The sequence below is a fragment of the Mesorhizobium sp. P2_B5 genome (genome assembly GCF_056404775.1).
In genome coordinates this window covers 733,537-758,353 of sequence record NZ_JBFUDJ010000001.1, presented here as the reverse complement: position 1 = coordinate 758,353, position 24,817 = coordinate 733,537, and the positions used below count along the sequence as shown (strand labels likewise).

At 63.3% G+C, this 24,817-nt stretch carries 20 protein-coding genes; 15 read left to right on the top strand and 5 right to left on the bottom strand.

All coding sequences use genetic code 11. The features are described from left to right. Positions 1-173 precede the first annotated feature (173 nt). Entirely contained in the window at positions 174-1,439 is a 1,266-nt protein-coding gene (gene rho, locus AC1D1N_RS03805; protein WP_112560220.1) for a transcription termination factor Rho, read from the top strand. A gap of 149 nt (positions 1,440-1,588) precedes the next feature. On the opposite strand, the gene AC1D1N_RS03800 is transcribed toward rho, so the two are convergent. Continuing rightward, a complete protein-coding gene (locus tag AC1D1N_RS03800) occupies positions 1,589-3,607 on the bottom strand; it encodes a thioredoxin domain-containing protein (protein WP_477346697.1) in 2,019 nt (672 codons plus the stop codon). 70 nt (positions 3,608-3,677) lie between these two features. Between AC1D1N_RS03800 and mnmE the strand changes: the two genes are divergently transcribed. From mnmE to AC1D1N_RS03760, 8 genes are all read left to right on the top strand, one after another. Continuing rightward, complete coding sequence (mnmE, locus tag AC1D1N_RS03795; RefSeq protein WP_477346695.1) at positions 3,678-5,000, top strand: tRNA uridine-5-carboxymethylaminomethyl(34) synthesis GTPase MnmE; 1,323 nt, start codon at positions 3,678-3,680, stop codon at positions 4,998-5,000. A 426-nt stretch (positions 5,001-5,426) separates the two neighbouring features. Further along, entirely contained in the window at positions 5,427-7,301 is a 1,875-nt protein-coding gene (gene mnmG / locus AC1D1N_RS03790) for a tRNA uridine-5-carboxymethylaminomethyl(34) synthesis enzyme MnmG (RefSeq protein WP_477346693.1), read from the top strand. Then, on the top strand, positions 7,298-7,930 hold the full coding sequence (gene rsmG / locus AC1D1N_RS03785; protein WP_112560216.1) for a 16S rRNA (guanine(527)-N(7))-methyltransferase RsmG: 633 nt from the start codon (positions 7,298-7,300) through the stop codon (positions 7,928-7,930). The genes mnmG and rsmG overlap by 4 nt, the downstream gene beginning before the upstream one ends. A 68-nt stretch (positions 7,931-7,998) precedes the next feature. After that, positions 7,999-8,796 (top strand): ParA family protein, encoded by a 798-nt coding sequence (locus AC1D1N_RS03780; protein WP_112560215.1) that lies wholly within the window; start codon positions 7,999-8,001, stop codon positions 8,794-8,796. Positions 8,797-8,859: 63 nt separating this feature from the next. After that, the gene (locus AC1D1N_RS03775; RefSeq protein ID WP_477346691.1) at positions 8,860-9,747 is read left to right on the top strand and encodes a ParB/RepB/Spo0J family partition protein; all 888 of its coding nucleotides are present in this window, start codon (positions 8,860-8,862) and stop codon (positions 9,745-9,747) included. Positions 9,748-10,247: 500 nt separating this feature from the next. Further along, positions 10,248-10,907, top strand: a complete 660-nt coding sequence (locus tag AC1D1N_RS03770) for a DUF1326 domain-containing protein (protein WP_477346689.1) — start codon at positions 10,248-10,250, stop codon at positions 10,905-10,907. Continuing rightward, entirely contained in the window at positions 10,898-11,308 is a 411-nt protein-coding gene (locus AC1D1N_RS03765) for a copper chaperone (RefSeq protein ID WP_477346687.1), read from the top strand. Before AC1D1N_RS03770 ends, AC1D1N_RS03765 begins: the two co-directional genes overlap by 10 nt. Then, entirely contained in the window at positions 11,263-11,676 is a 414-nt protein-coding gene (locus AC1D1N_RS03760; protein ID WP_477346685.1) for a DUF2182 domain-containing protein, read from the top strand. Before AC1D1N_RS03765 ends, AC1D1N_RS03760 begins: the two co-directional genes overlap by 46 nt. 176 nt (positions 11,677-11,852) lie before the next feature. Here the strand turns inward: AC1D1N_RS03760 and holA are convergent, their stop codons facing one another. Continuing rightward, on the bottom strand, positions 11,853-12,899 hold the full coding sequence (gene holA, locus AC1D1N_RS03755; RefSeq protein WP_477346683.1) for a DNA polymerase III subunit delta: 1,047 nt from the start codon (positions 12,897-12,899) through the stop codon (positions 11,853-11,855). Between the two features lie 532 nt (positions 12,900-13,431). On the opposite strand from holA, the gene AC1D1N_RS03750 reads away from it, so the two are divergent. The 5 genes from AC1D1N_RS03750 (at position 13,432) to AC1D1N_RS03730 (ending at position 19,561) form a co-directional block, all read left to right on the top strand. After that, entirely contained in the window at positions 13,432-14,664 is a 1,233-nt protein-coding gene (locus AC1D1N_RS03750) for a thiamine pyrophosphate-dependent enzyme (protein ID WP_477346682.1), read from the top strand. Between the two features lie 2 nt (positions 14,665-14,666). Continuing rightward, the gene (locus AC1D1N_RS03745; protein WP_352583160.1) at positions 14,667-15,680 is read left to right on the top strand and encodes an alpha-ketoacid dehydrogenase subunit beta; all 1,014 of its coding nucleotides are present in this window, start codon (positions 14,667-14,669) and stop codon (positions 15,678-15,680) included. Position 15,681: 1 nt separating this feature from the next. Further along, positions 15,682-16,977, top strand: a complete 1,296-nt coding sequence (locus AC1D1N_RS03740) for a dihydrolipoamide acetyltransferase family protein (protein ID WP_477346680.1) — start codon at positions 15,682-15,684, stop codon at positions 16,975-16,977. Between the two features lie 231 nt (positions 16,978-17,208). Continuing rightward, complete coding sequence (gene lpdA / locus AC1D1N_RS03735; RefSeq protein WP_477346678.1) at positions 17,209-18,597, top strand: dihydrolipoyl dehydrogenase; 1,389 nt, start codon at positions 17,209-17,211, stop codon at positions 18,595-18,597. Between the two features lie 100 nt (positions 18,598-18,697). Continuing rightward, the gene (locus AC1D1N_RS03730; RefSeq protein ID WP_436262167.1) at positions 18,698-19,561 is read left to right on the top strand and encodes a glycosyltransferase; all 864 of its coding nucleotides are present in this window, start codon (positions 18,698-18,700) and stop codon (positions 19,559-19,561) included. A gap of 211 nt (positions 19,562-19,772) precedes the next feature. On the opposite strand, the gene AC1D1N_RS03725 is transcribed toward AC1D1N_RS03730, so the two are convergent. Next, on the bottom strand, positions 19,773-20,876 hold the full coding sequence (locus tag AC1D1N_RS03725) for a saccharopine dehydrogenase family protein (protein ID WP_477346675.1): 1,104 nt from the start codon (positions 20,874-20,876) through the stop codon (positions 19,773-19,775). Positions 20,877-21,025: 149 nt separating this feature from the next. Between AC1D1N_RS03725 and AC1D1N_RS03720 the strand changes: the two genes are divergently transcribed. Then, positions 21,026-21,454 carry an Lrp/AsnC family transcriptional regulator gene (locus AC1D1N_RS03720; protein WP_112560245.1) on the top strand — a complete coding sequence of 143 codons (429 nt, stop codon included), beginning with the start codon at positions 21,026-21,028 and terminating at the stop codon, positions 21,452-21,454. A gap of 216 nt (positions 21,455-21,670) precedes the next feature. Here the strand turns inward: AC1D1N_RS03720 and AC1D1N_RS03715 are convergent, their stop codons facing one another. Then, positions 21,671-23,701, bottom strand: a complete 2,031-nt coding sequence (locus tag AC1D1N_RS03715) for an aldo/keto reductase (RefSeq protein ID WP_477346673.1) — start codon at positions 23,699-23,701, stop codon at positions 21,671-21,673. A gap of 30 nt (positions 23,702-23,731) precedes the next feature. Next, positions 23,732-24,811: an ABC transporter ATP-binding protein gene (locus tag AC1D1N_RS03710; RefSeq protein WP_477346671.1), complete on the bottom strand. Its 1,080-nt coding sequence runs from the start codon at positions 24,809-24,811 to the stop codon at positions 23,732-23,734. Positions 24,812-24,817: the final 6 nt, after the last annotated feature.

Sequence of the window (24,817 nt, the reverse complement as noted above, 5' to 3'; positions counted from 1 at the left end):
CCCGGAATTGCTTTTATCGGCGCCACAAAACGCAGCTTGCTCTTTCAAACGACCGACGATACAAGACGGGTCTTCCTTCCCGTCATGCGCCGCCCATTTCGATTTCCGGCCGCGCCCGGCATTTGTCGCATCCAGCCGATATTTCCCTCAAAAAGCCTACTCAGAGTCCGTCTATGCAAGAAATGAAACTCGCAGAGTTCAAGAACAAGAAACCGCCAGAGCTGATCGCTTATGCCGAATCGCTCGAGGTGGAAAACGCCAGCGTCATGCGCAAGCAGGAGCTGATGTTCGCCATCCTGAAGAAACTGGCCGCCCAGGAAATCGAGATCATCGGTGACGGTGTGGTCGAGGTGCTGCAGGACGGTTTCGGTTTCCTGCGCTCCGCCAACGCCAACTACCTGCCCGGTCCCGACGATATCTACATCTCGCCCTCGCAGATCCGCCGCTTCTCGCTGAAGACCGGCGACACCGTCGAAGGGCCGATCCGCAGCCCGAAAGAGGGCGAGCGCTATTTCGCCCTGCTCAAGGTCAACACCATCAATTTCGACGATCCCGAAAAGATCCGCCACAAGATCCATTTCGACAATCTGACGCCGCTCTACCCGACCAAGCGGCTGAAGATGGAGATCGACAATCCGACCAGCAAAGACATCTCGCCACGCGTCATCGACCTGGTGGCGCCGATCGGCAAGGGACAGCGCGCTCTGATCAACGCGCAGCCGCGCACCGGTAAAACCGTGCTGATGCAGAACATCGCGCATTCGATCACCGCCAACCATCCGGAATGCTATCTGATCGTGCTTCTGATCGACGAGCGGCCCGAGGAAGTGACCGACATGCAGCGCTCGGTGAAGGGCGAGGTGATCTCCTCGACCTTCGACGAGCCGGCGGTGCGTCACGTCCAGGTCGCCGAAATGGTCATCGAGAAGGCCAAGCGCCTGGTCGAGCATGGCCGCGACGTCGTCATCCTACTCGATTCGATCACCCGCCTCGGCCGCGCCTACAACACCGTGGTGCCGTCATCCGGCAAGGTGCTGACGGGCGGTGTCGACGCCAATGCGCTGCAGCGGCCGAAGCGCTTCTTCGGCGCCGCCCGCAACATCGAGGAAGGCGGCTCGCTGACCATCATCGCCACCGCCCTGATCGACACCGGCAGCCGTATGGACGAAGTCATCTTCGAAGAGTTCAAGGGCACCGGCAACTGCGAAATCCAGCTCGACCGCAAGGTCGCCGACAAGCGCATCTACCCGGCCATGGACATCTTGAAGTCCGGCACCCGCAAGGAGGACCTGCTGGTCTCCAAGCAGGATCTGCAGAAGATCTTCGTTCTGCGCCGCATCCTGGCGCCGATGGGCACCACCGACGCGATCGAGTTCCTCATCGACAAGCTGAAGCAGACCAAGACGAATGCGGATTTCTTCGATTCGATGAATACGTAAGCTTACCCTCCCCCTTGTGGGGAGGGTCGCGAACGAAGTGAGCGGGTCCGCGCGACGAAAGCGCTTTACGAGTGCCCCACCCCGTCTCACGATCTACGCTTCGCTACGATCATGAGCCAACCCTCCCACCAGGGGGAGGGCAAGACGCGCTACTTCCGCCGCAACAGCCGCTCCAACTCCCCAGCATCCGTAACCACCGGTAGGCACACCTGCCCTGTGCAGAACCATGCGCCCGGTCTATCCGTCGGCGGCAGGATGCCGCCCGGCAAGGACGGTCGATTCGCTTCCGTTCCGATCGCCACGACAATATCGACGCGGCGCGGATCGGGATTCCGATTCGTAACCGGAACGAAGCTTGGACTCTCTGGTGAGTCGACCAGAATTAGCTTCAGCGGCTCAAGCGCCAGTGCACAGGCGTTAACGATGCCTGCCTGACCATAGGACTGATGCCCTGCCCGCCCCATGGCATGCTCAGCGACCCGCCAGGATTTGTCCTGCAGATCGACATCGCCGGTGACTGAAGCCAGTTGCACCAACGCCTCGATAATCTGGCTGGTGGCAGAAGAAATGGCCTCGTCGACATCGCCGCGGATGCGGATCGGCACATCGGTGCTGTCGGACGCCGTCAGGTAGTAACCGGTCCCGTCGCTGTCCCGGTGCCAGCGATCCAGCTGGTCGATGAACAGCCTTGCCCGATCGACATAGGTCGAATCGCCTGTCGCTTCGAACAGAGCGATCGCCGCATTGGTCATCGCGGCATAGTCGCTGGACAGTGCGGGGAACAGTTTCTTGGCGCCGAGCATGGAGTGAGGCAGGCGGCCGTTCTGGCTGGCTTGGGCAATGTGATCGAATGCCTTTAGGGCCGCGTCGATCCAGTCGCGCCGGTCCAGCGAGCGGCCGGCTTCGGCGAGCGCGGTAATCATCAGGCCATTCCAGTCGGTCAGCGCCTTGCCGTCCCTGCCCGGCCGGATGCGCTGCTCCCGCGCAGCCAACAACCTTGCCTTCAACGGGATGAGCAGCTCCCGGTCAGGCACACTCTGGCTTTGTTGAGCGCCCGTCTGATGGACAATCGGTTTGCCCTCCCAGCCATGCGGTGCGGAGAGCGTGAAGTATTTGAAAAACAAGGCTGAATCGTCGCCGAGCACGGTTTCGAGCTCATCCTTGCTCCAGGTATAGAAAAGCCCCTCCTCGCCGTCGCTGTCGGCATCGAGGCTGGCGGCGAAGGCGCCGCCGTCGACGCGCATTTCGCGCAGCAGCCAGGCGACCGTGTCTTCGATTCGTATCCGGAACAAATCGTTGCCGGTCGCGGCATAGGCCCAGTTGCACAGGCGGATCAACTGCGCGTTGTCGTAGAGCATCTTCTCGAAATGCGGCACCAGCCACTCGGCATCGGTGGAATAGCGGCTCAGCCCGCCGCCGACATGATCGTAAATGCCGCCGGCCAGCATCTTTTCCAGGCTGATGAGAACGGCGTCGCGATGCGATGCGACGCCGTCGCGCAGCCAGGACAGCCACAGCGTGTGCATGAACGGCGCGTTGGGAAACTTTGGCGCGCCGCTTAAGCCGCCGAGATCGCGGTCGATCATGCCGTCGATGCGGCCGGCGAGATCGCTGAGCGTCGCTTTGTCGAGCAGGGCCTTGGCGTGAACGCCGGCCAGGCGCGCCTCGACGTGGCCGGTCAGGCCGTCGGCGCTCTGGTCCAGGCTTTGCCGCTTCTCGCGCCAGGCCTTGTCGACTGCTTCCATCACCTGGATGAAGCCCGGGCGGCCATAACGCGACTCGCGCGGGAAATAAGTGCCGCCCCAGAACGGCTTGCCGTCGGGGTTGAGGAACATTGTCAGCGGCCAGCCGCCCGGCTCGCCCATCGACGACAGAGCGGCCATATAGATCTGGTCGATGTCCGGCCGCTCCTCGCGATCGACCTTGATATTGACGAACAGCCGGTTCATGACGGCGGCGACTTGCTCGTTTTCGAAACTTTCATGCGCCATGACATGGCACCAGTGGCAGGCGGCGTAGCCGATCGAGAGCAGGATTGGCCGCTGCAAAGCCTTGGCTTCGGCCAGTGCCGCCGGCGACCAGGCCCGCCAATGCACGGGATTGCCGCTGTGCTGCTGCAGATAGGGGCTGGCTTCTTCGGCAAGCAGGTTTTGCGCAGGCAAGGTCACGGGGCGGGCAAGCTCGGTTTGGCGGTGTCGGGATGGGTTTCAAGCTAGGGCGATTGGCTAGAGCGGGCAAATGATTTCAGACGATTCGATAGTTGCGCTGTCCAGCGGCCGCCTCCCCGCCGGCATCGCTGTCATTCGCATTTCCGGGCCGAAGACTCGATTCGTTGTCGAAACGATTGCCGGCGGCATGGTTAGGGACCGTGTTGCTACCCTGCGCAAGCTCCGGGCGGACGACGGATCGCTTATCGACAACGGCCTGGTACTGTTCTTTCCTGGGCCGGCCAGTTTTACCGGCGAAGATGTCGCCGAATTCCACGTCCATGGCGGCCGCGCCGTCGCCGGCAGGATACTGGAGACGATCGCCGGCTTTGACGGTGTGCGTCATGCCGAACCGGGCGAATTCACGCGCCGTGCCTTTCTCAACGGCAAACTCGATCTGGTCGAGACCGAGGCGCTCGCCGATCTGGTCAACGCCGAAACCGAAGCGCAGCGCCGCTTGGCGGTGCAGAATGCCGAGGGCGCGCAAAGCGCGCTCTATCTCGGGTGGCGCCGGCGGCTAATTCATGCACGGGCAATGATTGAGGCCGAGATCGACTTCTCTGACGAGGAGGACGTCCCCGGGTCCGTTTCGGATACGGTCTGGTCGAATGTCCGGGCTATGATTGATGAGATCAGCCGCCATATCGACGGTTTCCATGCCGCGGAAATCATTCGCGACGGGTTCGAGGTCGTCATCCTCGGCGCGCCGAATGCCGGTAAGTCCAGTCTGTTCAACGCGCTGGCCCGGCGTGAGGCCGCGATCGTCACCGATGAACCGGGCACGACGCGGGATTTGCTTGAGGTGGTGCTGGACCTCAACGGCGTGCGGGTAAGGGTGACCGACACGGCGGGCCTGCGCGAAGCGCCTGGCAAGGTCGAAGCCATCGGCATTGAGAAGGCACGGGCCAAGGCGCACACAGCTGATCTCGTGTTGCTGCTGGAGGATCTGACTAACCCTGTGGCTGTTGGAGCGACGCCGGTCAACGTCCCAGTTCTGAAGATTGGCTCTAAGGTTGATCTGCTGAAAGGTGACCCTACGGCTGGTGCCTATGACGCGACGATCTCGACCGTGGAAGGCACTGGGTTAGCCGAACTGCTGGCGGAGATCGGAGCGCGCGCCGCCGCCGCGATCGGCGATGCCGGTGACATCCTGCCGTCACGGTTGCGGCATGTGGAGTTGCTCAGCGAGACCAGGCGCTTTCTGACCTCGGCTTTGTCGGGGCAAGAGCGCGGCCAGGAACTGCGGGCGGAAGAGTTACGCCTTGCCGCGGACCGACTAGGTCGCATCGTCGGTGCGGTCGATGTCGAGGATTTGCTCGACGTAATCTTCTCGCAGTTCTGCATTGGAAAGTGACTCACGTGAAACAAGTGCGGCGCTGCGCATGGGGTGATTCAGGTGAAACGTGGCTGCCGGGTCGTTTCACGTGAAACAAGCACTCTCCCTCTTCGGAAGTAAGCGCCGCCCCTCATTGTCCTGCCAGACATTTCTCCCCGTATAGGGACGGGGAGAAAGATGATGTCATCGACGGTTTCGCTATCTGCCAACGTGGAGGTTTGGCGCCGACGCGGAAGCCATCCTTCTCCCGTTATTATACGGGGGGAGGTGCCGGCAGGCGGCAGCGCTGTCCAAAAGTGATTATCCACCAAGGCTTTGACTCACGTGAAACACCGCGAGCGTAGGACTTTCGTGCGATCTCACGTCAAACGGTAGCCCTGCCATCCTTGACAGCGCCGCCTCGCAGGGACATGTGTCGGGCAATCTCTGAATCTGGAACGGAAAATGATCGATCACTATGATGTGGTTGTGGTGGGCGGCGGCCATGCCGGGTGCGAGGCGGCCAGTGCTTCGGCGCGCGCCGGCGCCAGGACGGCGCTGGTCACGCTGCGCTTCGATACGATCGGCGTCATGTCCTGCAATCCGGCCATCGGTGGGCTCGGCAAGGGCCATCTGGTGCGCGAGATTGACGCCATGGACGGGCTGATGGGGCGGGTCGCCGACGCGGCCGGCATCCAGTTTCGGCTGCTCAACCGGCGCAAAGGCCCTGCCGTCCGCGGGCCGCGCACCCAGGCCGATCGCAAGCTTTATCGGCTGGCCATGCAGGAAGCGATTCGGCAGCAGAACGATCTCGACGTCGTCGAGGGCGAGGTTCTGGATTTTGAGATCGAAGAAGGACGTATCGCCGCCGTGCTGCTGGCCGACGGGCGGCGACTGGTCTGTGGCGCCGTCGTGCTGACCACCGGGACCTTCCTGCGCGGCCTTATCCATATTGGTGAGAAGAAAATCGTCGCCGGTCGCATGAACGAGCAGGCGAGCCTTGGCCTGTCGGCAACGATGAGCCGCGCGGGATTTGCGCTCGGCCGACTGAAGACCGGCACACCGCCGCGGCTCGATGGCCGCACCATTGACTGGGAGTCGCTGGAAAGCCAGGCGGCGGATGAGCATCCCTCGCCGTTCTCGCTGCTGACCGATACGATCAAGAATCCGCAGATCCATTGCGGCATCACCCGCACGACGCCGGCCACCCACGACCTCATCCGCGCCAATCTCGGCCGCTCGGCCATGTATTCTGGCTCGATCGAAGGGGTCGGTCCGCGTTATTGCCCGTCGATCGAGGACAAGATCGTCAAGTTCGGCGATCGCGAAGGCCATCAGATTTTTCTCGAGCCGGAAGGGCTCGACGACGACACCGTCTACCCCAATGGCATTTCGACTTCCTTGCCCGAGGATGTGCAGCTCGACATTCTGAAGACCATCCCCGGCCTGGAGCGGGCGACCATGTTGCAGCCGGGCTATGCCATCGAATATGATCATGTCGATCCGCGCGAGCTCGAGCCAACGCTGGAGACCAAACGCATTGCCGGCCTGTTCCTCGCCGGGCAGATCAACGGCACCACTGGTTATGAAGAAGCCGGCGCGCAAGGCTTGCTCGCCGGGCTGAATGCCGCGCGCAAGGCGTCGGCCGGTGACCAGATCGTGCTCAGCAGGACCGAGGCCTATATCGGCGTGATGGTCGACGATTTGACCAGCCGCGGCATTGCCGAACCCTACCGCATGTTTACGTCGCGGGCTGAGTTCCGGCTGTCGCTGCGCGCCGATAATGCTGACGAGCGCCTGACGCCGCTGGCGACGAAGCTTGGAATTGTATCGCAGGAGCGAACGCAGCGGTTCAACCAGGTCACCGTTGACCTTGAGAAGGCGCGCGAACTGGCGGTTGCTACGACGATGACGCCCAATGAAGCGGCGCGTCACGGGCTGGAGGTCAACAGAGACGGTGTGCGCCGCTCCGCCTATGAGTTGCTGGCCTATCCAGGTGTGGATGTTGCCTGGTTGACCCGCGTCGCGCCGGCATTCGGCGCCGTCGACGCCAAGACCGCAGAGCGGCTCGAAACGGAAGCGAAATATTCGGTTTATCTCGATCGTCAGCAGGCTGATGTCGCGCAGATCCGGCACGAGGAAAGCCGGCTGATCCCTACCTCTGTCGATTTTGCAGATGTTCCAGGACTTTCCAATGAGCTGAAGCAGAAGATGCGGACGCGGCAGCCGCGCTCGATTGCGGATGCGCAGCGCATGGAGGGCATGACGCCGGCGGCGCTGGCGATCATCGTCGCGCATGTCCGCAATGCCGAATCGGCTGCGCAAAGGGCCGTTGCGTGAGCGCTGCCTCATGGACGAGCCTGCAGGAAGCAGCGGGACCGGTTTCACGTGAAACATTCGAACGTCTGGCGGCGTTCCAACAGCTGTTCCTGAAATGGAACCGCAGCATCAACCTTGCCGCGCCATCGACGCTGGACGATGTCTGGGGCCGCCATATCCTGGACAGCGCGCAGCTGGCGCGAATCGCACCTGAGGCAAAACGCTGGGCCGATCTCGGTTCGGGCGGCGGTTTTCCGGGCCTGGTGCTGGCTTTCCTGTTGGTCGAGCGGGACGGGGCGTCGATCGATCTGGTCGAGAGCAACCGCAAGAAGGCATCGTTCCTGCAGGCGGTGATCGGCCAGTTCGGTTTGCCGGCTCGGGTCGTCGCCCGGCGCATCGACGACAGCTATGCTCTTGTTTCCACGCCGGAAATTGTGACAGCACGGGCGCTTGCCGCCCTACCCGCGCTGCTCGATCTGTCGGCGCCATGGCTGACCAAGGGGTCGAAGGCGCTGTTCCACAAAGGCCGGGATTACCGCGCCGAAGTGGAAGAAAGCACTCACCGCTGGGCCTTCGATCTGGTAGAACATCCGAGCATGACCGACGCCCATGGCGTCATCCTCGAAGTGACCGATCTGCGGGCTGCGTAGGCTTCCCTTCGCAACCGCTTTGACGACCCTTTTGGTGACCCCGCGAAATGAATATTTGGCATAGACCCATGAAAACTGGCCCCCGCATCATCACCGTCGCCAACCAGAAGGGCGGCGTCGGCAAGACCACCACCGCCATCAATCTGGCCACGGCGCTGGCCGCCATCGGCGAAAAGGTGCTGATTGTCGATCTTGACCCGCAAGGCAATGCCTCGACGGGTCTCGGTATCGACCGCAAGGACCGCACGGTGTCGTCCTATGACGTACTGACCGGCGAGCTTGACCTGGAAGCCGCAGCGATCCCGACGGCGGTGCCTGGCCTGTCGATCGTGCCGTCGACGCTCGACCTGCTCGGCATCGAGATGGAAATCGCCTCGGCGCCCGACCGGGTGCTGAAGCTGCGCAATGCGCTGCGTGCCGCGTCCGAGCGTGGCGCGCCATTCGGCTATGTGCTGATCGACTGCCCGCCATCGCTCAACCTTTTGACTTTGAATTCAATGGCGGCAGCCGATTCTGTTCTTGTGCCGCTGCAATGCGAATTCTTCGCGCTGGAGGGTCTCAGCCAACTGCTCGAAACGGTCGAGCAGGTGCGCCGCACGATCAATCCGGATCTGATCATTCAGGGCATCGTGCTGACCATGTATGACGGCCGTAACAACCTCGCCAACCAGGTGGTGCAGGATGTCCGCGCGCATATGGGCGACAAGGTTTACGAGACCATCATTCCGCGCAATGTGCGGGTGTCGGAGGCGCCGTCCTACGGCAAGCCGGCGATTCTCTATGATTTGAAGTGCTCGGGCAGCCAGGCCTATCTGCAGCTGGCCTCCGAAGTGATCCGCCGCGAGCGTAAATTGCGCGCCGCTTAATTAGGGTTGGTTCATAAACCAAGCCGATTCGATACCGAAACGATTTGAAGACCTGGAACAGAGATGAGCGAAGACCTTTCGAGAAAAAGACTGGGGCGCGGACTGGCGGCTCTGATCGGCGAGATCGATCGTCCGGCCGTGGCTGAAAAGCCGGCTGCGAGCGCCGACGGCAAGGTGCCGATCGAATTCCTGAGCCCGAATCCGAGAAACCCGCGCCGGCATTTTGGCGACGCCGATCTGACCGACCTGGCGCAATCGATCCGCGAGCATGGCGTGGTGCAGCCGGTGGTGGCCCGGCCGTCGCCGACGCAGGCCGGCCGCTACGAGATCATCGCCGGCGAACGGCGCTGGCGTGCCGCTCAGCGCGCCGGGCTGACAGAGATCCCGATCATCGTGCGCGACGTCAACGACCGCACGGCGCTTGAGCTGGCGATCATCGAAAATGTCCAGCGCACCGACCTCAACCCGGTCGAGGAAGCGATGGGCTACCAGCAACTGATCGACGACCACGGCTACACCCAGGCCGATCTCGGCAATGTCATCGGCAAAAGTCGCAGCCATGTCGCCAACACGCTGCGTCTGTTGAAGCTGCCCGACGTTATCAGAGACATGCTGGTCGACGGCGCGCTGTCGGCAGGCCATGCCCGCACGCTGGTGACGGCGCAGGATCCGGCTGGGCTCGCCAAGCAGATTGTCGAGGAAGGGCTTTCGGTGCGCCAGGCCGAGGCGCTGGCGCAGATGCCGGCAGGCGGCACGCCGCCCAAGGCCAAGCCGGCGCAGGGTGCATCGGACAAGGACGCCGATACGCTGGCGCTGGAAAAGCTGATGACCGACACGATCGGCATGATCGTGACCATCGAGCACAAGGGCAAGGGCGGCGCGATCCGCGTGAATTACCGCAGCCTGGAGCAGCTCGACGAGTTGTGCCGGCGGTTGAAGGACGAGCGCTAGGCGATTGAGGCGCCACGGTATTTAGCCGGCGAACGAAGTTTTGGCTTAAGCTTAGGTTTTAGCGCTGATATATTGGTGATATTCACCAAAAAGCACGCCCGCTATGGGGGCCGAAGGAAACGCAAGCGTCCGTACCTGCGAGGCTACAGTCCGCCAAGGATTTATCCTGCGATGGGCTGTCGGCGGGACAGCGCGCCCCCTCTGGCTTGCCAGCCGGTCGTCGCTCGAAAAGCCAAGCAATTGGCTTTCCGTCCGCTGCGCGGACCACTCCTCAACGGGGAGATCGAAACGTTGCCGCTGCTTTCGCCAATCGCCAGTATTGGCGTTGCGTCTGGACAGTGCCGGGCAACGGCGTAGCCTAAATTAGATATGGCTTAAATTATCTGCCCTAGCGTGCCGATCAGTCGCGGCGAGGCCAATTGCCGTTACTGCACCATTTGTGAACGGCACCACCTCGCCCATGCGATGCCGACGTGCCCGAAGCAAGTGGGGAGGTGCAAATGGCGGTCAGTTGGCAACTGTCTGGAAGTTACTTCGAAAATTGCAACTGCGATGTCGTGTGTCCTTGCCTGCTGTCGACCAACGCGCAGCTGACATCGAAGCCGACGCAAGGCGTTTGCGACGTTGGCCTGGTCTTTCGTATCGATACCGGCAAATACGGTGACGTTCGGCTGGATGGCCTCAATGTTGCGATGGTTGCTCACGCGCCGGGTCCGATGGCGGACGGAAATTGGACGGCTGCCGCGTATATCGACGAACAGGCCGACGATAAGCAAACAGAAGCGCTGGGCGCGATCTTCACCGGCGCTGCAGGCGGTCCGATGGCGGTGCTGGCACCCATGATCGGCACGAACCTCGGAGCCAAGAAGGTACCGATAAGCTACCGGATCGACGGCAAGAAGCGGTCGGCGCAGATTGCGGGCATCATGCAGATGGCGGTCGAACAGTTGCCGACAATGCGCGAGGACGGGCAGATGTGGGCGGCCACCGGCCATCTGGTCAACCCCGACTGGCTCGCTCTGGCGATGGGGGCGGAAGGCACATTCAGCGACCACGACATGAGCTGGGATAATTCCCGCCGAAACGGGCACCTATGCCCCGATCAATTGGTCCGGCCAGCAGTAGTTCCCGGCCGCAACGGACTTAGCCCATGGCGCTGATCTTGCAGCGAAACGTCATTCTCGCGCTGCTGATTGTTGTCGCCGCGGCAGCGTGGACCGTGCTTGTCTGGCAGTGGATCGGCATGGACGCGGACATGCGCATGTACTCACCCACCATGGGGATGAAGGCGCCGCTGTTTCTTGCCGTCTGGATGATCATGATGATTGCCATGATGTTCCCTACCGCCGCGGCCATGGTGCTGACGTTTCATCGCGTTCAGGCCGGCAAACGGGGGCGCGGCGAGACTTTTGTCTCGACCTGGTTTTTCGTGGCTGCATGCTGCTTTGGGGCGCGATGGGTGCGCTCGCCTTTGCCGGTGCGGCGGGCGGAGAGCTCATTGCAGCGCATGCGGGAATGTCCGCCGCCACGGCCGCGCGCATCGGCGGCGCGCTGCTGTTGATGGCAGGCGCCTATCAACTTTCTCCGCTGAAGGATCTGTGCCTGGCCAAATGCCGCACGCCCATTGGTTTCATCCTGACCTCATGGCGCGATGGTCAGTGGGGCGCGGTACGCATGGGCCTGGAGCATGGGCTTTTTTGCCTGGGCTGCTGCTGGCTTTTGTTCCTCGCTCTTTTTCCTCTCGGGATCGTGAACATCGCCGCGATGGCTGTGGTCACCTTGCTGATCTTTGCAGAAAAGACCCTGCCGTCAGGGGAGAGGATCGCAAAGCTGTCGGGTGTCGCTCTGCTCCTTTATGGCGCAGCGGTGTTGGTCTTTCCGCAGGCGCTGCCAACCTTCCAGCCCATGGAAGCCATGATCATGGATTGACGGATGGCGGCAGCGGTGGAGCTGCTTATCTCCCCCCTCGAGGGGGAGATGGCCGGCAGGCCAGAAAGGGTCGCATCGCGTGAAGCGCGACCCCTTTTTCATCAAGGATGAGGTCGAGGCAGCTGAGACGACCCCCTCTGTCGCCTTCGGCGACATCTCCCCCTCGAGGGGGAAGATCAGCCGCGCTGCCCCAATCTCGCACTCTCCACCGCAATGCCGAGCAGCGCCTGGCGCGCCAACGCTTCGGACAGGTCCGGCCTGCGCCTGGTCTGTAGCACGGCCGATTGCAGCCGGTTCAGCGCACGGCTGAGCGCATCGACGCTCCAGCGCTCCAGCGCCTTTTCCACCAGCTTGCGCCTGGAGAAAAAGACCGGAGGCCTTGCGCCCGCAACCGCGGAGCCAGCGTTGCGGCCGGCGGAGTCCATCTGTCCACGCATGACCTGAAGCTGCTGGAACTGCCGCATCGCCGAGGACAGCACAAGAAAAGGCTGGCCGCCGGACAGGCAGTGGCGGGTGAAGGCGGTGTCGAAGTCACTGACTTTGCCTTCCAGCACCGCATCGACGGCATCGTCGAAGGAGGCGCCGGAGACGTCGCCGGACATCGCCCTAACGTCGTCGAGGCCTATTTCCCTCTGGCCGTGCGCGTAAAGCACCAGCTTTTCGATCTCGCCGCGTGAGGCCAGCCGGTCGCCGCCGAGATTGCGGCGCAGCGCCTGGCGGGCGTCGAGCGCCATCGACATGCCAGCTTTGCGCAGCTCGTCGTCGATGACGGCGTCGATGTCGCGGGCCTCGTCGGCATAGCAAGGCAGCGCCATGGCGGTGTCGGCCGCCTCGACGATGGCGCGCAGGCCGACACCCTTCTTGAGATCGCCAGCCTCGATCAGAATGATGGCGTCGCGCGCGGGCTCTACCGTCAGCGCCTTGACGTCCTCGGCCAGCGGCCTCTGGCCACTGGCGTTGCGCACCCATAAAAGCCGTCGGTCGGAAAACATCGGCACCGTACGGGCCTCGTCGAGCAGCCGGCCCTGGTCGCGATCGACCTCCGCGCCGTCGAGCCGAACCACCGAGAAAGGGTCGTCGAGCGGCAGGCCGGTCTTTTCGGCAAAGGCTTTGGCGCGTTCGGCAACGAGGCCGCGGTCGGGACCGTAAAGCAGGACGATCGAGATGCGCGCGTCCGGCTTCGCCAGCCACGAATCGACCTCGTATCCTTTCTTCTGCGCCATGGTGGGTGGTTAGCATGATGCGGGCGCGGAGTGAACGGGAGCCAGTGAAGTGTGACTGTTTCTATGCGGCTGCAGTGACGGGTGCCTCATATCCAGGCGACAGCGCTGCCCCTCACCTGCCTGCCGGCATCCTCTCCCCGTATAGTGACGGGGAGAGGGGTCGCTCTCGTCGCTGGCTTCGCTAATCGCCACCGCTGCAAGAATGGCGCCCGGCTGCGGCAAGCCCCTTTCTCCCCGTCACTATACGGGGAGAAATGCCCGGCAGGGCAATGAGGGGCAGCGCTGACATGGCAGAATTGTCTGCTGTTGCGCCGGACCCATCATGTCCATTCGCCTAATTGCGCGCAGCCTGAAAACATCGACAAGAAATTTCGCCGCTATATCTGCATCTTGTCGCCGCGTGCCGCATCGGCCCTGAACAGGCCGATGACCGGGAGGATGGGTGCGCGTTCTGGCCCTCACGAAATCGCACTGGTCTGGCGGCGCAGATGTGTTGATATACGTGACCAGGCAACATTGGAGGATGAAGGTCATGGCCGATGCTGGGATGTTGCGGTTTCATGTGCCGGAGCCGGAGGTGCGGCCGGGCGGGACGCCTGACTTTTCCAACGTGCCTATCCCCAAGGCCGGCTCGGCGCCGCGGCCGGAGATCGATGTCGATCCGCGCACCATCCGCGACATGGCGTTTTCGATCATCCGGGTGCTGAACCGCGACGGCGAGGCGGTCGGGCCATGGGCCGGGCTGCTTACCGACGAGGAACTGCTCGAGGGCCTGCGCAATATGATGACACTGCGCAGCTTCGACGCCCGCATGCAGATGGCGCAGCGCCAGGGCAAGACCTCGTTCTACATGCAGCATCTCGGCGAAGAGGCGGTGAGCTGCGCCTTCCGCAAGGCGCTGGCGCCCGGCGACATGAATTTCCCGACCTATCGGCAAGCCGGCCTGCTCATCGCCGACGGCTATCCGATGGTCACGATGATGAACCAGATCTACTCCAACGAGGCCGATCCGCTCAAAGGGCGGCAGCTGCCGATCATGTATTCGTCGAAGGAGCACGGCTTCTTCTCGATCTCCGGCAATCTGGCGACGCAGTACATCCAGGCGGTCGGCTGGGCGATGGCCTCGGCGATTTCCAACGATTCGAAAATCGCGGCGGCCTGGATCGGCGACGGCTCGACCGCCGAATCGGATTTCCATTCCGCGCTGGTGTTCGCTTCGACCTACAAGGCGCCGGTCATCCTCAACGTCGTCAACAATCAGTGGGCGATCTCGACATTCCAAGGCATTGCCCGCGGAGGCTCCGGTACGTTTGCCGCGCGCGGCCTTGGCTTCGGCATTCCGTCGCTGCGCGTCGACGGCAATGACTATCTCGCCGTGCACGCGGTGGCCAAATGGGCGGCGGAGCGGGCGCGGCAGAACCTTGGGCCGACGCTGATCGAATATGTCACCTACCGCGCCGGCGCGCATTCGAGTTCGGACGATCCGTCGGCCTACCGGCCGAAGACCGAATCCGACGCCTGGCCGCTCGGCGATCCGGTCGTGCGGCTGAAAAACCATCTCATCCACAAGGGCGTCTGGTCGGACGAGCGTCATGCGCAGGCCGAAGCGGAAATCCTCGAAACGGTGATCGCGGCGCAGAAGGAAGCCGAGAGCCACGGCACGCTGCATGCCGGCGGCAAGCCGTCGACCCGCGACATGTTCGAAGGGCTCTATGCCGAGATGCCGCCGCATCTGAGGCGGCAGCGCCAGCAGGCGGGGGTCTGACCATGCCAAGACGCACCATGATCGAGGCCATTCGTGATGCCATGGACGTGTCGATGGCGCGCGACGAACGCGTCATCGTCTATGGCGAGGATGTCGGCTTTTTCGGCGGTGTCTTCCGCTGCACGCAAGGCCTGCAGGCCAAATACGGCAAGAGCCGCTGCTTCGACGCGCCGATCAACGAATCCGGCATTGTCGGCTCGGCCATCGGCATGGCCGCCTATGGGTTGAAGCCCTGCGTCGAGATTCAGTTTGCCGACTACATGTACCCGGCCTACGACCAGCTGACACAGGAAGCAGCCCGCCTGCGCTACCGCTCGAACGGCGATTTCACCTGTCCGATCGTGGTGCGCATGCCGACCGGCGGCGGCATCTTTGGCGGCCAGACGCACAGCCAGAGTCCCGAAGCCTTGTTCACTCATGTGTCGGGTCTGAAGACGGTGGTGCCGTCCAACCCGCATGACGCCAAGGGGCTGCTGATTGCGGCCATCGAGGATCCCGATCCGGTGATCTTCCTTGAGCCGAAGCGGCTCTATAACGGCCCGTTTGACGGCCATCACGACCGGCCGGTAACGCCATGGTCGAAGCATGAGCTGGGCGAAGTCGCCGATGGGCACTACACGGTACCGCTCGGCAAGGCGGCAATCCGCCGAGCAGGCTCGGCTGTCACCGTTCTGGCCTACGGCACCATGGTCTATGTCGCGCAGGCTGCTGTCGAGGAGACCGGCATCGATGCCGAGATCATCGATCTAAGAACGCTGCTGCCGCTCGACCTCGACACGATCGTCGCCTCGGTGAAGAAGACCGGGCGCTGCGTCGTCGTGCACGAAGCGACGCTGACCTCGGGCTTCGGCGCCGAGCTTTCGGCGCTGGTGCAGGAGAATTGTTTCTATCACCTCGAAGCGCCGGTGGCCCGCGTCACCGGTTGGGACACGCCCTATCCGCATGCACAGGAATGGGAGTATTTCCCGGGCCCCGCCCGTGTCGGACGCGCACTCATTGAAACCATGGGAGCTTAAGATGGGCGAACACATCATCAAGCTGCCCGATGTCGGCGAAGGCGTCGCCGAGGCGGAACTTGTGGAATGGCACGTCAAGGTCGGCGATCTCGTGCGCGAGGATTCCGTGCTTGCCGCCGTGATGACCGACAAGGCGACGGTGGAAATCCCCTCGCCGGTCGATGGCGAGATCCTGTGGCTGGGTGCCGAGATCGGCGACACGGTGGCGATAGGCTCGCCGATCGTGCGGCTGAAAGTGGCGGGTGAGGGCAATGTGAAGCCGGATGCGGCCGGGCAGACGGCGAAGGCCGAAGAGCCGGCGAAGGCCAAGCCCGAAGCTGCTCCGGCACCAAAACCGAAGCCAGCTGAGCCGGCAGCGCAAGCCGCGCCGGCGCCCGCGCCAAAAGCCGCAGAGCGGGTTTCCGGCGCGCCGCGCCCGGAGGGCGAAAAGCCCTTGGCATCGCCAGCCATTCGGCTGCGGGCCAAAGAGGCAGGTATCGATCTGCGCCAGGTATCGGGAACCGGCCCGGCCGGCCGCATCAGCCATGAAGACATCGAGGCTTTTCTGGCGCGCGGGCCGCAGGTGGCGAAAGCATCGGGCCTCGCCCGCAATGACAGCGTCGAGGACATCAAGGTCATCGGGCTCCGACGCAAGATCGCCGAGAAAATGTCGCTGGCGAAGTCACGCATTCCGCACATCACCTATGTCGAGGAGATCGACGTCACCGCGCTCGAGGAATTGCGCGCCGCGCTCAACAAGGAAAAGCGCAAGGGTTTCGAAAGGCCGAAGCTGACGCTGCTGCCGTTCCTGATGCGGGCGATGGTCAAGGCGATCGCCGACCAGCCCAACATCAACGCGCTGTTCGACGACGAGGCCGGCATCATCCATCAGCATGGCGGCGTCCACATCGGCATCGCCGCACAGACGCCGTCGGGCCTGGTGGTGCCGGTGGTCAAGCATGCCGAGGCGCGCGACCTCTGGGATTGCGCAGCCGAACTCAACCGCCTGGCCGAGGCGGCGAAGTCGGGCACGGCCAGCCGCGACGAACTGTCGGGATCGACCATCACCATCACCTCGCTCGGCGCCATGGGCGGCGTGGCGACGACGCCGGTGATCAACCACCCGGAAGTGGCGATCGTCGGCGTCAACAAGATGATGGTGCGGCCGGTCTGGGACGGCACCCAGTTCATCCCGCGCAAGATGATGAACCTGTCGTCGAGCTTCGACCATCGGGTGGTCGACGGCTGGGACGCGGCGGTGTTCATCCAGCGGATCAAGGCGCTGCTGGAAACGCCGGCGCTGATATTTGTGGATTGAGGGGATGGAGTTGATCGCAAGGCGCGAGCCGCAGGGTTCTAGGCTCCCCCTTCTCCCCTTGTGGGAGAAGGTGTCACCGAAGGCGACGGATGAGGGGTGTTCCAGCGGAGTGAGGCGTTGGCTTTCCATGGAACACCCCTCATCCGTCTCGGCGCTATCGCGCCGATCCACCTTCTCCCACAAGGGGAGAAGGCAAGGCGCGCGGCGGCCGTCGCCGAAAGGACAGCCATCATGAAAGAAATCTCCTGCAAGCTGCTCGTCATCGGCGCCGGGCCCGGCGGTTATGTATGCGCCATCCGCGCCGGCCAGCTCGGCGTCGATACGGTGATCGTCGAAGCCGGCAAACCGGGCGGCACCTGCCTCAATGTCGGCTGCATCCCGTCCAAGGCACTGATCCATGCGGCGGAAGAGTTCGAGGCGGTCTCGCATATGGCCGGCGGCAGCAGCCCGCTCGGCATTTCGGTTGCGGCGCCCGTGCTCGATCTGTCGAAGACCGTCGCCTGGAAAGACGGCATTGTGAGCCGGCTGACCAGTGGTGTCGCCGGGCTGCTGAAGAAGGCCAAGGTGAAAACCGTCTATGGCTGGGCGACGTTCCGCGACGGCAAGACCGTCGCGGTCGAGACGGAGACCGGCACCCAGATCATCCGCGCCGAGACCGTGGTGATCGCCACCGGTTCGGCGTCGATCGAGCTGCCGTTCCTGCCATTTGGCGGGCCGGTGATTTCATCGACGGAAGCGCTCGCTCTCAGCGAAGTGCCGAAGAAGCTCGCGGTGGTCGGCGGCGGCTATATCGGGCTCGAGCTCGGCATGGCCTTTGCCAAGATGGGGGCGGAAGTGACCGTGGTTGAGGCCTTGCCGCGCGTGCTGGCGCAGTATGATGCCGAACTGACCCGGCCCGTGGTGAAGCGGCTGACCCAGCTCGGCGTCGAGGTCATGACTGGCGCCAAGGCGAAGGGGATCAAGGGCGACGCGTTGCTCGTCGAGACCTCGGATGGGAAGAGCGCCAAATTCGCCGCCGACAAGATCCTGGTCACCGTCGGCCGCAAGCCGGTGACCGAAGGCTGGGGCCTCGACCAGATCGATCTCGACATGGCGGGCAAGTTCATCAAGATCGACGACCAGTGCCGCACCTCGATGCGCGGCATCTATGCGATTGGCGACGTCACCGGCGAGCCGATGCTGGCGCACCGGGCGATGGCGCAAGGCGAAATGGTGGCCGAGATCGTCGCCGGCCACAAGCGCAGCTGGGACAAGCGCTCGATCCCGGCCGTCTGCTTCACCGATCCGGAACTGGTCACGGCCGGGCTGACGCCTGAAGAGGCGAAGGCGCTAGGCGAGATCAAGATCGGCCAGTTCCCCTTCGCCGCCAATGGCCGGGCGATGACCAAACTCGGCGAGGACGGGTTCGTGCGCGTCGTGGCGCGTGCGGACAATCATCTGGTGCTCGGCATCCAGGCGGTCGGGCAAGGCGTGTCGGAATTGGCGGCGGCTTTTGGCCTGGCGCTGGAGATGGGCGCGCGGCTGGAGGATATCGCCGGCACGATCCATGCACATCCGACGCAAGGCGAAGGATTCCAGGAAGCGGCGCTGAAGGCGCTGGGGCATGCGCTGCATATTTGAGGGGTTGCTTACCCTCCCCCTTGTGGGGAGGGTGAAGAAGCTCACCCCGCCAAACGAGCCGTCGATGTCGCAAATTGCCGAAATATATTAGTGCTTGTCCATGGGCACTGCACTGAAGAAATATACCGCGATTCGCTACAACACGGCCACTGGCTTCAACCCGAGCCAATGGGACGGACAAGGGCGGGCAAATCTCGACCCGGTCTGGCTTGTCGAGCGACTGGCGTTGTTCGACACCTATTGCGCGCCTTCGCTTGAAAGCCAGACCCTAAAAGATTTTTGCGTGCTCATCGCCTTCGATGCCGACACGCACGAGAACTACATCCGGACCGTCTGCGATTGCGTGAAGGGAGTTGAAACCAAGCCGGTCCTCATTGACGCCGGTGCCAACTACAATGATCGCTTCAATGCGTTCGTCCAGGACGATACGGACGCCGAATTCGTCGCGCTCACCCGGCTCGACAGCGACGATGCGCTGGCGCCAGACTTCATGGAGCGCGTCGACCACTATGCGCGCCGGGAGATCGAAAAGGGACTGGAGGAGCCACTCTACATCGCCTTTCCCCATGGCCAGAATTTCGACACCGCGACCAGACGCTACACCCGGCATGAATATGCGGCGTCGGCTTTCGGCACCCTGGTCGAAAGAAGAGCGCCTGCCATGAAGGGCGTCTACAGCGAAGGCCATACCAAGATCGCGACCCGCTACAACACCGTGGTGGCAGCATCAAAGAGCGCGCAATGGTGCATCGTCATCCACGACAACAATGCCGCCAATGTCCTGAGGGGCAAACCGGTCGTGGAGCCGTCCTTCACGGTGGGCCGGCCGGGTGTGGACATCCAAAGGCCCAATCGAAAAGAGAGCAAGCCAAAACAGGTCGCGCAGGGTTTGACCATAGCCCCGCGCACGGCCGGAAATGCCATCCGGTTTTTGCTCGGACGACCGATGCAGCTGCGGAAGTAGAGGCGACACTGAAGGCGCTGAGCCAGGCGCTGCATATTTGAGGGTGCGTGATCTCCCCCCTTGAGGGGGAGATGGCCGGCAGGCCAGAGGGGGTCGGTTCGACTGGATGCGACCTTCCCTTGCGACAGATGGAAGTTAGCGCTTCACGCGCGGCGACCCCCTCTTTCTCCTTCGGCGACATCTCCCCCCTCAAGGGGGGAGATTAGGCTCCTCAGCTTGCGAGCCGGCTTACCATCTCGTGCTGGGCGTAGGCGCGGCCGAAGCGGTTGGCCAGAAATGCGTCCAGCGCGATGTCTTCCTGCTTGACGAAACCGGTGGCCGGCAGGCTGCCGTCGGCCAGCATGTCGAGCACGGCGCAGATGCCGGAGGCGGTGGTGATCTGGATGGCGCTGCGGACCTGGTCGCCGACGCGCTGCGAATAGATCTTGTTGGCGTAGGTCTCCTGCAGCAGGCGGCCGTTGCGACGGCCCGACACGGTGACGAAGACGATGACCACGTCCTGCAGCGTTGCCGGCAAAGCGCTCTCGAAAATGTCCTTCAGCACATCGCGGCGGTGGCGCAGGCCAAGGTCGTTGAGCAGCGCCTTCATGATCGCGGCATGGCCGGGATAGCGGATGGTGCGGTAGTTCAGCGTGCGCACCTTGCCCTTCAGCGTCTCGGCCAAGGTGCCGAGCCCGCCCGAGGTGTTGAAGGCCTCATAGGTGACGCCGTCGAGCGAGAACTCCTCGCGCTCTTCCAGCGGCGGCACTTCGATCAGCTCGGCCTCGACGATCGCCTCACAGGGCTCGCAATATTCATTGATGACGCCGTCGGTGCTCCAGGTCAGATTGTAGTTCAGCGCGTTGGACGGGTATTGCGGCAGCGCGCCGACGCGCATGCGCACGCTTTCCAGCGTATCGAAGCGGCTGGCGAGATCATTAGCGACGATGGAGATGAAGCCCGGCGCCAGGCCGCATTGCGGAATGAAGGCGCTCTTGCCCGACTTGGCCAGTTCCTTGACGCGGCGGGTCGAGACGACATCCTCGGTCAAATCGAGATAGTGGACGCCGGTTGCGGCGGCCGCCTCGGCGATGCGGGTGGTGAGATGGAAAGGCGCGGCGCTCAGCACGGCGAAGGCGCCGGCAAGGGCTGCTTCCAATGCACCGGGAACGGTGATGTCGAGCTCCAGCCCCTCGACACCGGCGGGGAGTTCGGCCGCGGCAAGCTGTGTGGCCGCGCGGTCGACAACGGTGACGTTGTAGTCGCCGGTGTCGGCGAGCATGCCTGCAATGGTGGAGCCGATCTTGCCGGCGCCGACGACGATGATTTTCTTCATGATTCGATCCCTCACAAAAGCCTTTGGCCCGAACCGCTGCGGGGTGGGCGACATGACCTTGAGAATCGCAGCTTGCCTGGCGAAAGTAAGCGTGGAATTGTTCGAAACGAACCCACTCTTTGGACGATAAGACGACAAGGATCGTCGAAATGCTCAGCGACGCCGAACAAAAGCTGCTTTCCCTGCTGCGCGCCAATGCGCGAGCCTCGACCGCCGAGCTGGCACGCCAGCTCGGGGTGTCGCGCACCACAGTGCAAAGCCGGATCGAGCGGCTGGAACAGCGCGGCATCATCACCGGCTATGGTGTGCGGCTGGCGCCCGACTATGAGCAGGGTCTGGTGCGGGCGCATGTGCTGCTCACCGTCACGCCGAAACTCGCCGACAAGGTGGTGCGCGCGCTGCAGGCGTTGCCGCCGGTGAGGACGCTGCATTCGGTGAGTGGCAATTTCGACATGATCGTCATCGTCGACGCGCCGTCGATAAGGGATCTCGACGCGCTGCTGGACGAGATCGGGGCGATGGACGGGGTGGAGCGGACGTCGTCGTCGATTATTCTGTCGACAAGGATTGATCGGTGAGTGGGACGCATGACCTGCTGATCTCCCCCCTTGCGGGGGAGATGGCCTTCAGGCCAGAGAGTGGTGTGAACGATCGCCATCCTAGCCTTCTTGTTTGGCGCGAACCAATTCAATAGGTTGGCGGGACAGCGCCCCCCTCTGCCTTGCCAGGCATCTCCCCCGCAAGGGGGGAGATCAGCTGTCGCCTCAGCTTCCGCCAATCTCCAAACTGGCTCCCTAGGCCCTCCGCCTTTCCGGCCCATTATCCAGCCACGCCACATCCTCCGCCGACAGTCTGATATCCAGCGCCTTCAAACTGTCCTCCAGCTCGTCCAGCGTGCGTGGGCCAATCAGCGGCACGGACGGGAAGGGCTGCGCCAGCACATAAGCCAGCGCGACATGGATCGGGCTTTTGCCCAGCCGTTGCGCCAGCTCGATCGCGCGGTCGCGGCGGGCGAAGTTTTTCTCGGAATACCAGACCCGCACCAGTTCCTCATTGTCCTGCTTGTCGCGGCCGGCGCGGTCGGTAAAGAAGCCGCGGCCCTGGCTAGACCAGGCGAAGTTCGGCATCTGCCTTTTCGTCAGCCAGGCCTTCCAGTCGTCGGTGGATGAGGTGATGCAGCCGGCCCAGATCGGCTCCAGCATCTCGGCCAGCGAGAAATTGTTGGAAAGGGCGCCAGGCTTCTGTTTGCCGGTCCTCTCAGCATAAGCGATCGCCTCGTCCATGCGCGCCATCGTCCAGTTGGAGCCGCCGAACGGACCGCGGATGCGGCCGGCTTTCGCCTCGGCATCCATGGCATCGACGAACTCGCCGACCGGCACATCGGGATTGTCGCGGTGCATGAAATAGATGTCGACATGGTCGGTCTGCAGCCGGTCCAGCGACTGGGCGAGCTGCTTGCCGATGACATCGGGATAGCAGAGCGGCGAGTGTGCGCCCTTGGCGATGATCACCGACTGTTCGCGCACGCCACGGTTTTTCAGCCACTGGCCAAGCAGCGTCTCGGTGTAGCCGGCGCCGTAGACATAGCCGGTGTCGAACAGATTGCCGCCGACCTCGAAGAAGGCGTCGAGCAGGATCGAGCCGGAGGAGAAGGTGCGGAAATCCTCGAAGCCGAGCGCCACCACGGAGGCCGGTTTCGAGAGGCCTGGTATCTTGCGCTTGCCGATGGCGGTGCCGTCGGTGCGCAGCGGCCGACCGGCAATGGTGTTGATGCGCTTAGCCGGCTTTTCGATCTCGTATTCCAGGCCGACAGCAGTGCGCCATCTGTCCAGCACGCGCAGCGTTCCCAAGCTGTCGGCCCAATCCATGCCTGGCCAGGCAAATTCCCGCTTACCGGCGAGGATGGCGTCACCGGCGGCGTCGACCTCGAAGGAATAGAGATGGTGGGTCTCGTTGACGCTGATGGTTTCGCGCCTGCCGTCGGCGTGGATCACGTCGATCTTGCCCCGACCGACATCACGGTTGCCACCGGCGAACCAGAAATCCGGCACCTCGATGCGGCCTTTCGTGCCGAGGATGCGCAACACATTCTCCTGGTTGAGCGAGATGCTGCAGGACAGCTCGGCGACGATGCCGCCGGGAAAATGCAGCAGCGCCGAAGCCCATTCGTCGACGCCGGACTGGCCGAGATGGGCGACGCCTGTGACCTTGTCGGGTTCGGCGAAGGGTTTGCCCGTGGCGGCACCGGCGATCAGCCGAGCCATCGAGACGGGATAGCCGCCGACGTCGAGAATGCCGCCGCCGGCGAGGTCGTTGGCGTAAAGCCGATGCTCCGGCATGAAGCCCGGCATGGCGAAGCCGAAGCTCGACTTGATCATCCTGACCTCGCCGATGACGCCGGACTTGATCAGCTCGACCAGCTTCAGCGTCTGCGGGTGCAGCCGGTACATGAAGGCCTCGCCAAGAAAGGTGCCGGCCTTGCGCGCGGCATGGATCATGGCCTCGGCCTCGAAGGCGGTCAGCGCCAGCGGCTTTTCGCACAGAACGTGTTTGCCAGCTTCCGCCGCCTTGATCGCCCATTCGGCGTGGCCGGGATGCGGGATGGCGATGTAGACGGCGTCGATATCGGGGTCGTCGAGCAGCGCCTGATAGCCGTCGAGGATGCGGGCGCCGGGAAATGTCTGGGCTAAGCCCTCCTTGCCGGGGTTGCGGGCGCCGAGCGCTGCCAGCGTGCCGGTGCGTGATCCGGCCACGCCGCCGGCAAAGGCTTTGGCGATGTCGCCCGGCCCAAGGATTCCCCAACGGATGGGCGCGGTTGAAGTCATGGTCATTCTCCTTGGAAAGGCTTGAAGGGCTCAGCGCAGACGCTGGCCGTTTTCATCGAACAGATAGGATTTGCGGATGGACACGGTGATCTCGGAGGTTTCGGGGACCTTCGCCGCGTCGCGCTGGATCACCAGGTCCTCGCCATGGGCGGTCCTGGCGTAGATGAAGCTGGTGCCGCCGAGATGCTCGACCACGTCGATGCCGACGGTGAGGTCGGCGTCGCCTTCGCCGGCATTGCCGAAATGTTCGGGCCGCACGCCGACGATGACCTTGGCTCCGGTTTCCGGCACGCCGCCGGCCAGCGGCTGCATGATACGGGCCTTTTCCTCACCCACCAGCTCGACGGTGACGCTTCCCGTGTTGCGGCCGACGACGCGACCCTTGATGAAATTCATCTTCGGCGAACCGACAAAGCCGGCGACAAACTGGTTGTCGGGATTGTCGTAGAGATCGAGCGGCCGGCCGATCTGCTCGACATGGCCGCCGCGCAGCACCACGATCCGGTCGGCCAGCGTCATCGCTTCGGTCTGATCGTGGGTGACGTAGATCATCGTCGTGCCAAGCTCCTTGTGCAGGCGCGAGATCTCGACCCGCATCTGGACCCTGAGCTCGGCGTCGAGATTGCTCAGCGGCTCGTCGAACAGGAACACTTGCGGTTCGCGCACAATGGCGCGGCCGATGGCGACACGCTGGCGCTGGCCGCCGGAGAGTTGCTTGGGCCGCCGCGCCATCAGCTCGCTGATGCGCAGGATCTCGGAGGCCCGTTTCACCCGCCGATCGGTGTCCTCCTTCGGGTTGCCGGTCATTCTGAGGCCAAAGCTCAGATTCTGCCCCACCGTCATGTGCGGGTAGAGCGCGTAGGACTGGAACACCATGGCGATGCCGCGGTCGGCCGGCTCGACATCGTTCATCACCTTGCCGCCAATGGCGATCTCGCCGCCGCTGATGTCCTCCAGCCCGGCGATCATCCTGAGCAAGGTCGACTTGCCGCAGCCGGACGGGCCGACAAAGACGACGAACTCGCCGTCGGCGATATCGATGTTGGCGCCATGGATGATCTCATAGACGCCGAAGCGCTTGATGACGTTGGTGAGGGTGACTGCCGCCATATCGCT

What these genes read in the sequence shown, in the direction of transcription:
- mnmG (WP_477346693.1), top strand. Translation starts at nt 5,427, where the DNA reads ATGATCGATCACTATGATGTGGTTGTGGTGGGCGGCGGCCATGCCGGG.
- AC1D1N_RS03730 (WP_436262167.1), top strand. Translation starts at nt 18,698, where the DNA reads ATGGGCACTGCACTGAAGAAATATACCGCGATTCGCTACAACACGGCC.
- AC1D1N_RS03745 (WP_352583160.1), top strand. Translation starts at nt 14,667, where the DNA reads ATGCCAAGACGCACCATGATCGAGGCCATTCGTGATGCCATGGACGTG.
- lpdA (WP_477346678.1), top strand. Translation starts at nt 17,209, where the DNA reads ATGAAAGAAATCTCCTGCAAGCTGCTCGTCATCGGCGCCGGGCCCGGC.
- holA (WP_477346683.1), bottom strand. Translation starts at nt 12,899, where the DNA reads ATGGCGCAGAAGAAAGGATACGAGGTCGATTCGTGGCTGGCGAAGCCG.
- AC1D1N_RS03740 (WP_477346680.1), top strand. Translation starts at nt 15,682, where the DNA reads ATGGGCGAACACATCATCAAGCTGCCCGATGTCGGCGAAGGCGTCGCC.
- AC1D1N_RS03770 (WP_477346689.1), top strand. Translation starts at nt 10,248, where the DNA reads ATGGCGGTCAGTTGGCAACTGTCTGGAAGTTACTTCGAAAATTGCAAC.
- AC1D1N_RS03720 (WP_112560245.1), top strand. Translation starts at nt 21,026, where the DNA reads ATGCTCAGCGACGCCGAACAAAAGCTGCTTTCCCTGCTGCGCGCCAAT.
- AC1D1N_RS03710 (WP_477346671.1), bottom strand. Translation starts at nt 24,811, where the DNA reads ATGGCGGCAGTCACCCTCACCAACGTCATCAAGCGCTTCGGCGTCTAT.
- rho (WP_112560220.1), top strand. Translation starts at nt 174, where the DNA reads ATGCAAGAAATGAAACTCGCAGAGTTCAAGAACAAGAAACCGCCAGAG.
- AC1D1N_RS03760 (WP_477346685.1), top strand. Translation starts at nt 11,263, where the DNA reads ATGTCCGCCGCCACGGCCGCGCGCATCGGCGGCGCGCTGCTGTTGATG.
- AC1D1N_RS03725 (WP_477346675.1), bottom strand. Translation starts at nt 20,876, where the DNA reads ATGAAGAAAATCATCGTCGTCGGCGCCGGCAAGATCGGCTCCACCATT.
- AC1D1N_RS03715 (WP_477346673.1), bottom strand. Translation starts at nt 23,701, where the DNA reads ATGACTTCAACCGCGCCCATCCGTTGGGGAATCCTTGGGCCGGGCGAC.
- AC1D1N_RS03750 (WP_477346682.1), top strand. Translation starts at nt 13,432, where the DNA reads ATGGCCGATGCTGGGATGTTGCGGTTTCATGTGCCGGAGCCGGAGGTG.
- AC1D1N_RS03765 (WP_477346687.1), top strand. Translation starts at nt 10,898, where the DNA reads ATGGCGCTGATCTTGCAGCGAAACGTCATTCTCGCGCTGCTGATTGTT.
- mnmE (WP_477346695.1), top strand. Translation starts at nt 3,678, where the DNA reads ATGATTTCAGACGATTCGATAGTTGCGCTGTCCAGCGGCCGCCTCCCC.
- AC1D1N_RS03775 (WP_477346691.1), top strand. Translation starts at nt 8,860, where the DNA reads ATGAGCGAAGACCTTTCGAGAAAAAGACTGGGGCGCGGACTGGCGGCT.
- AC1D1N_RS03780 (WP_112560215.1), top strand. Translation starts at nt 7,999, where the DNA reads ATGAAAACTGGCCCCCGCATCATCACCGTCGCCAACCAGAAGGGCGGC.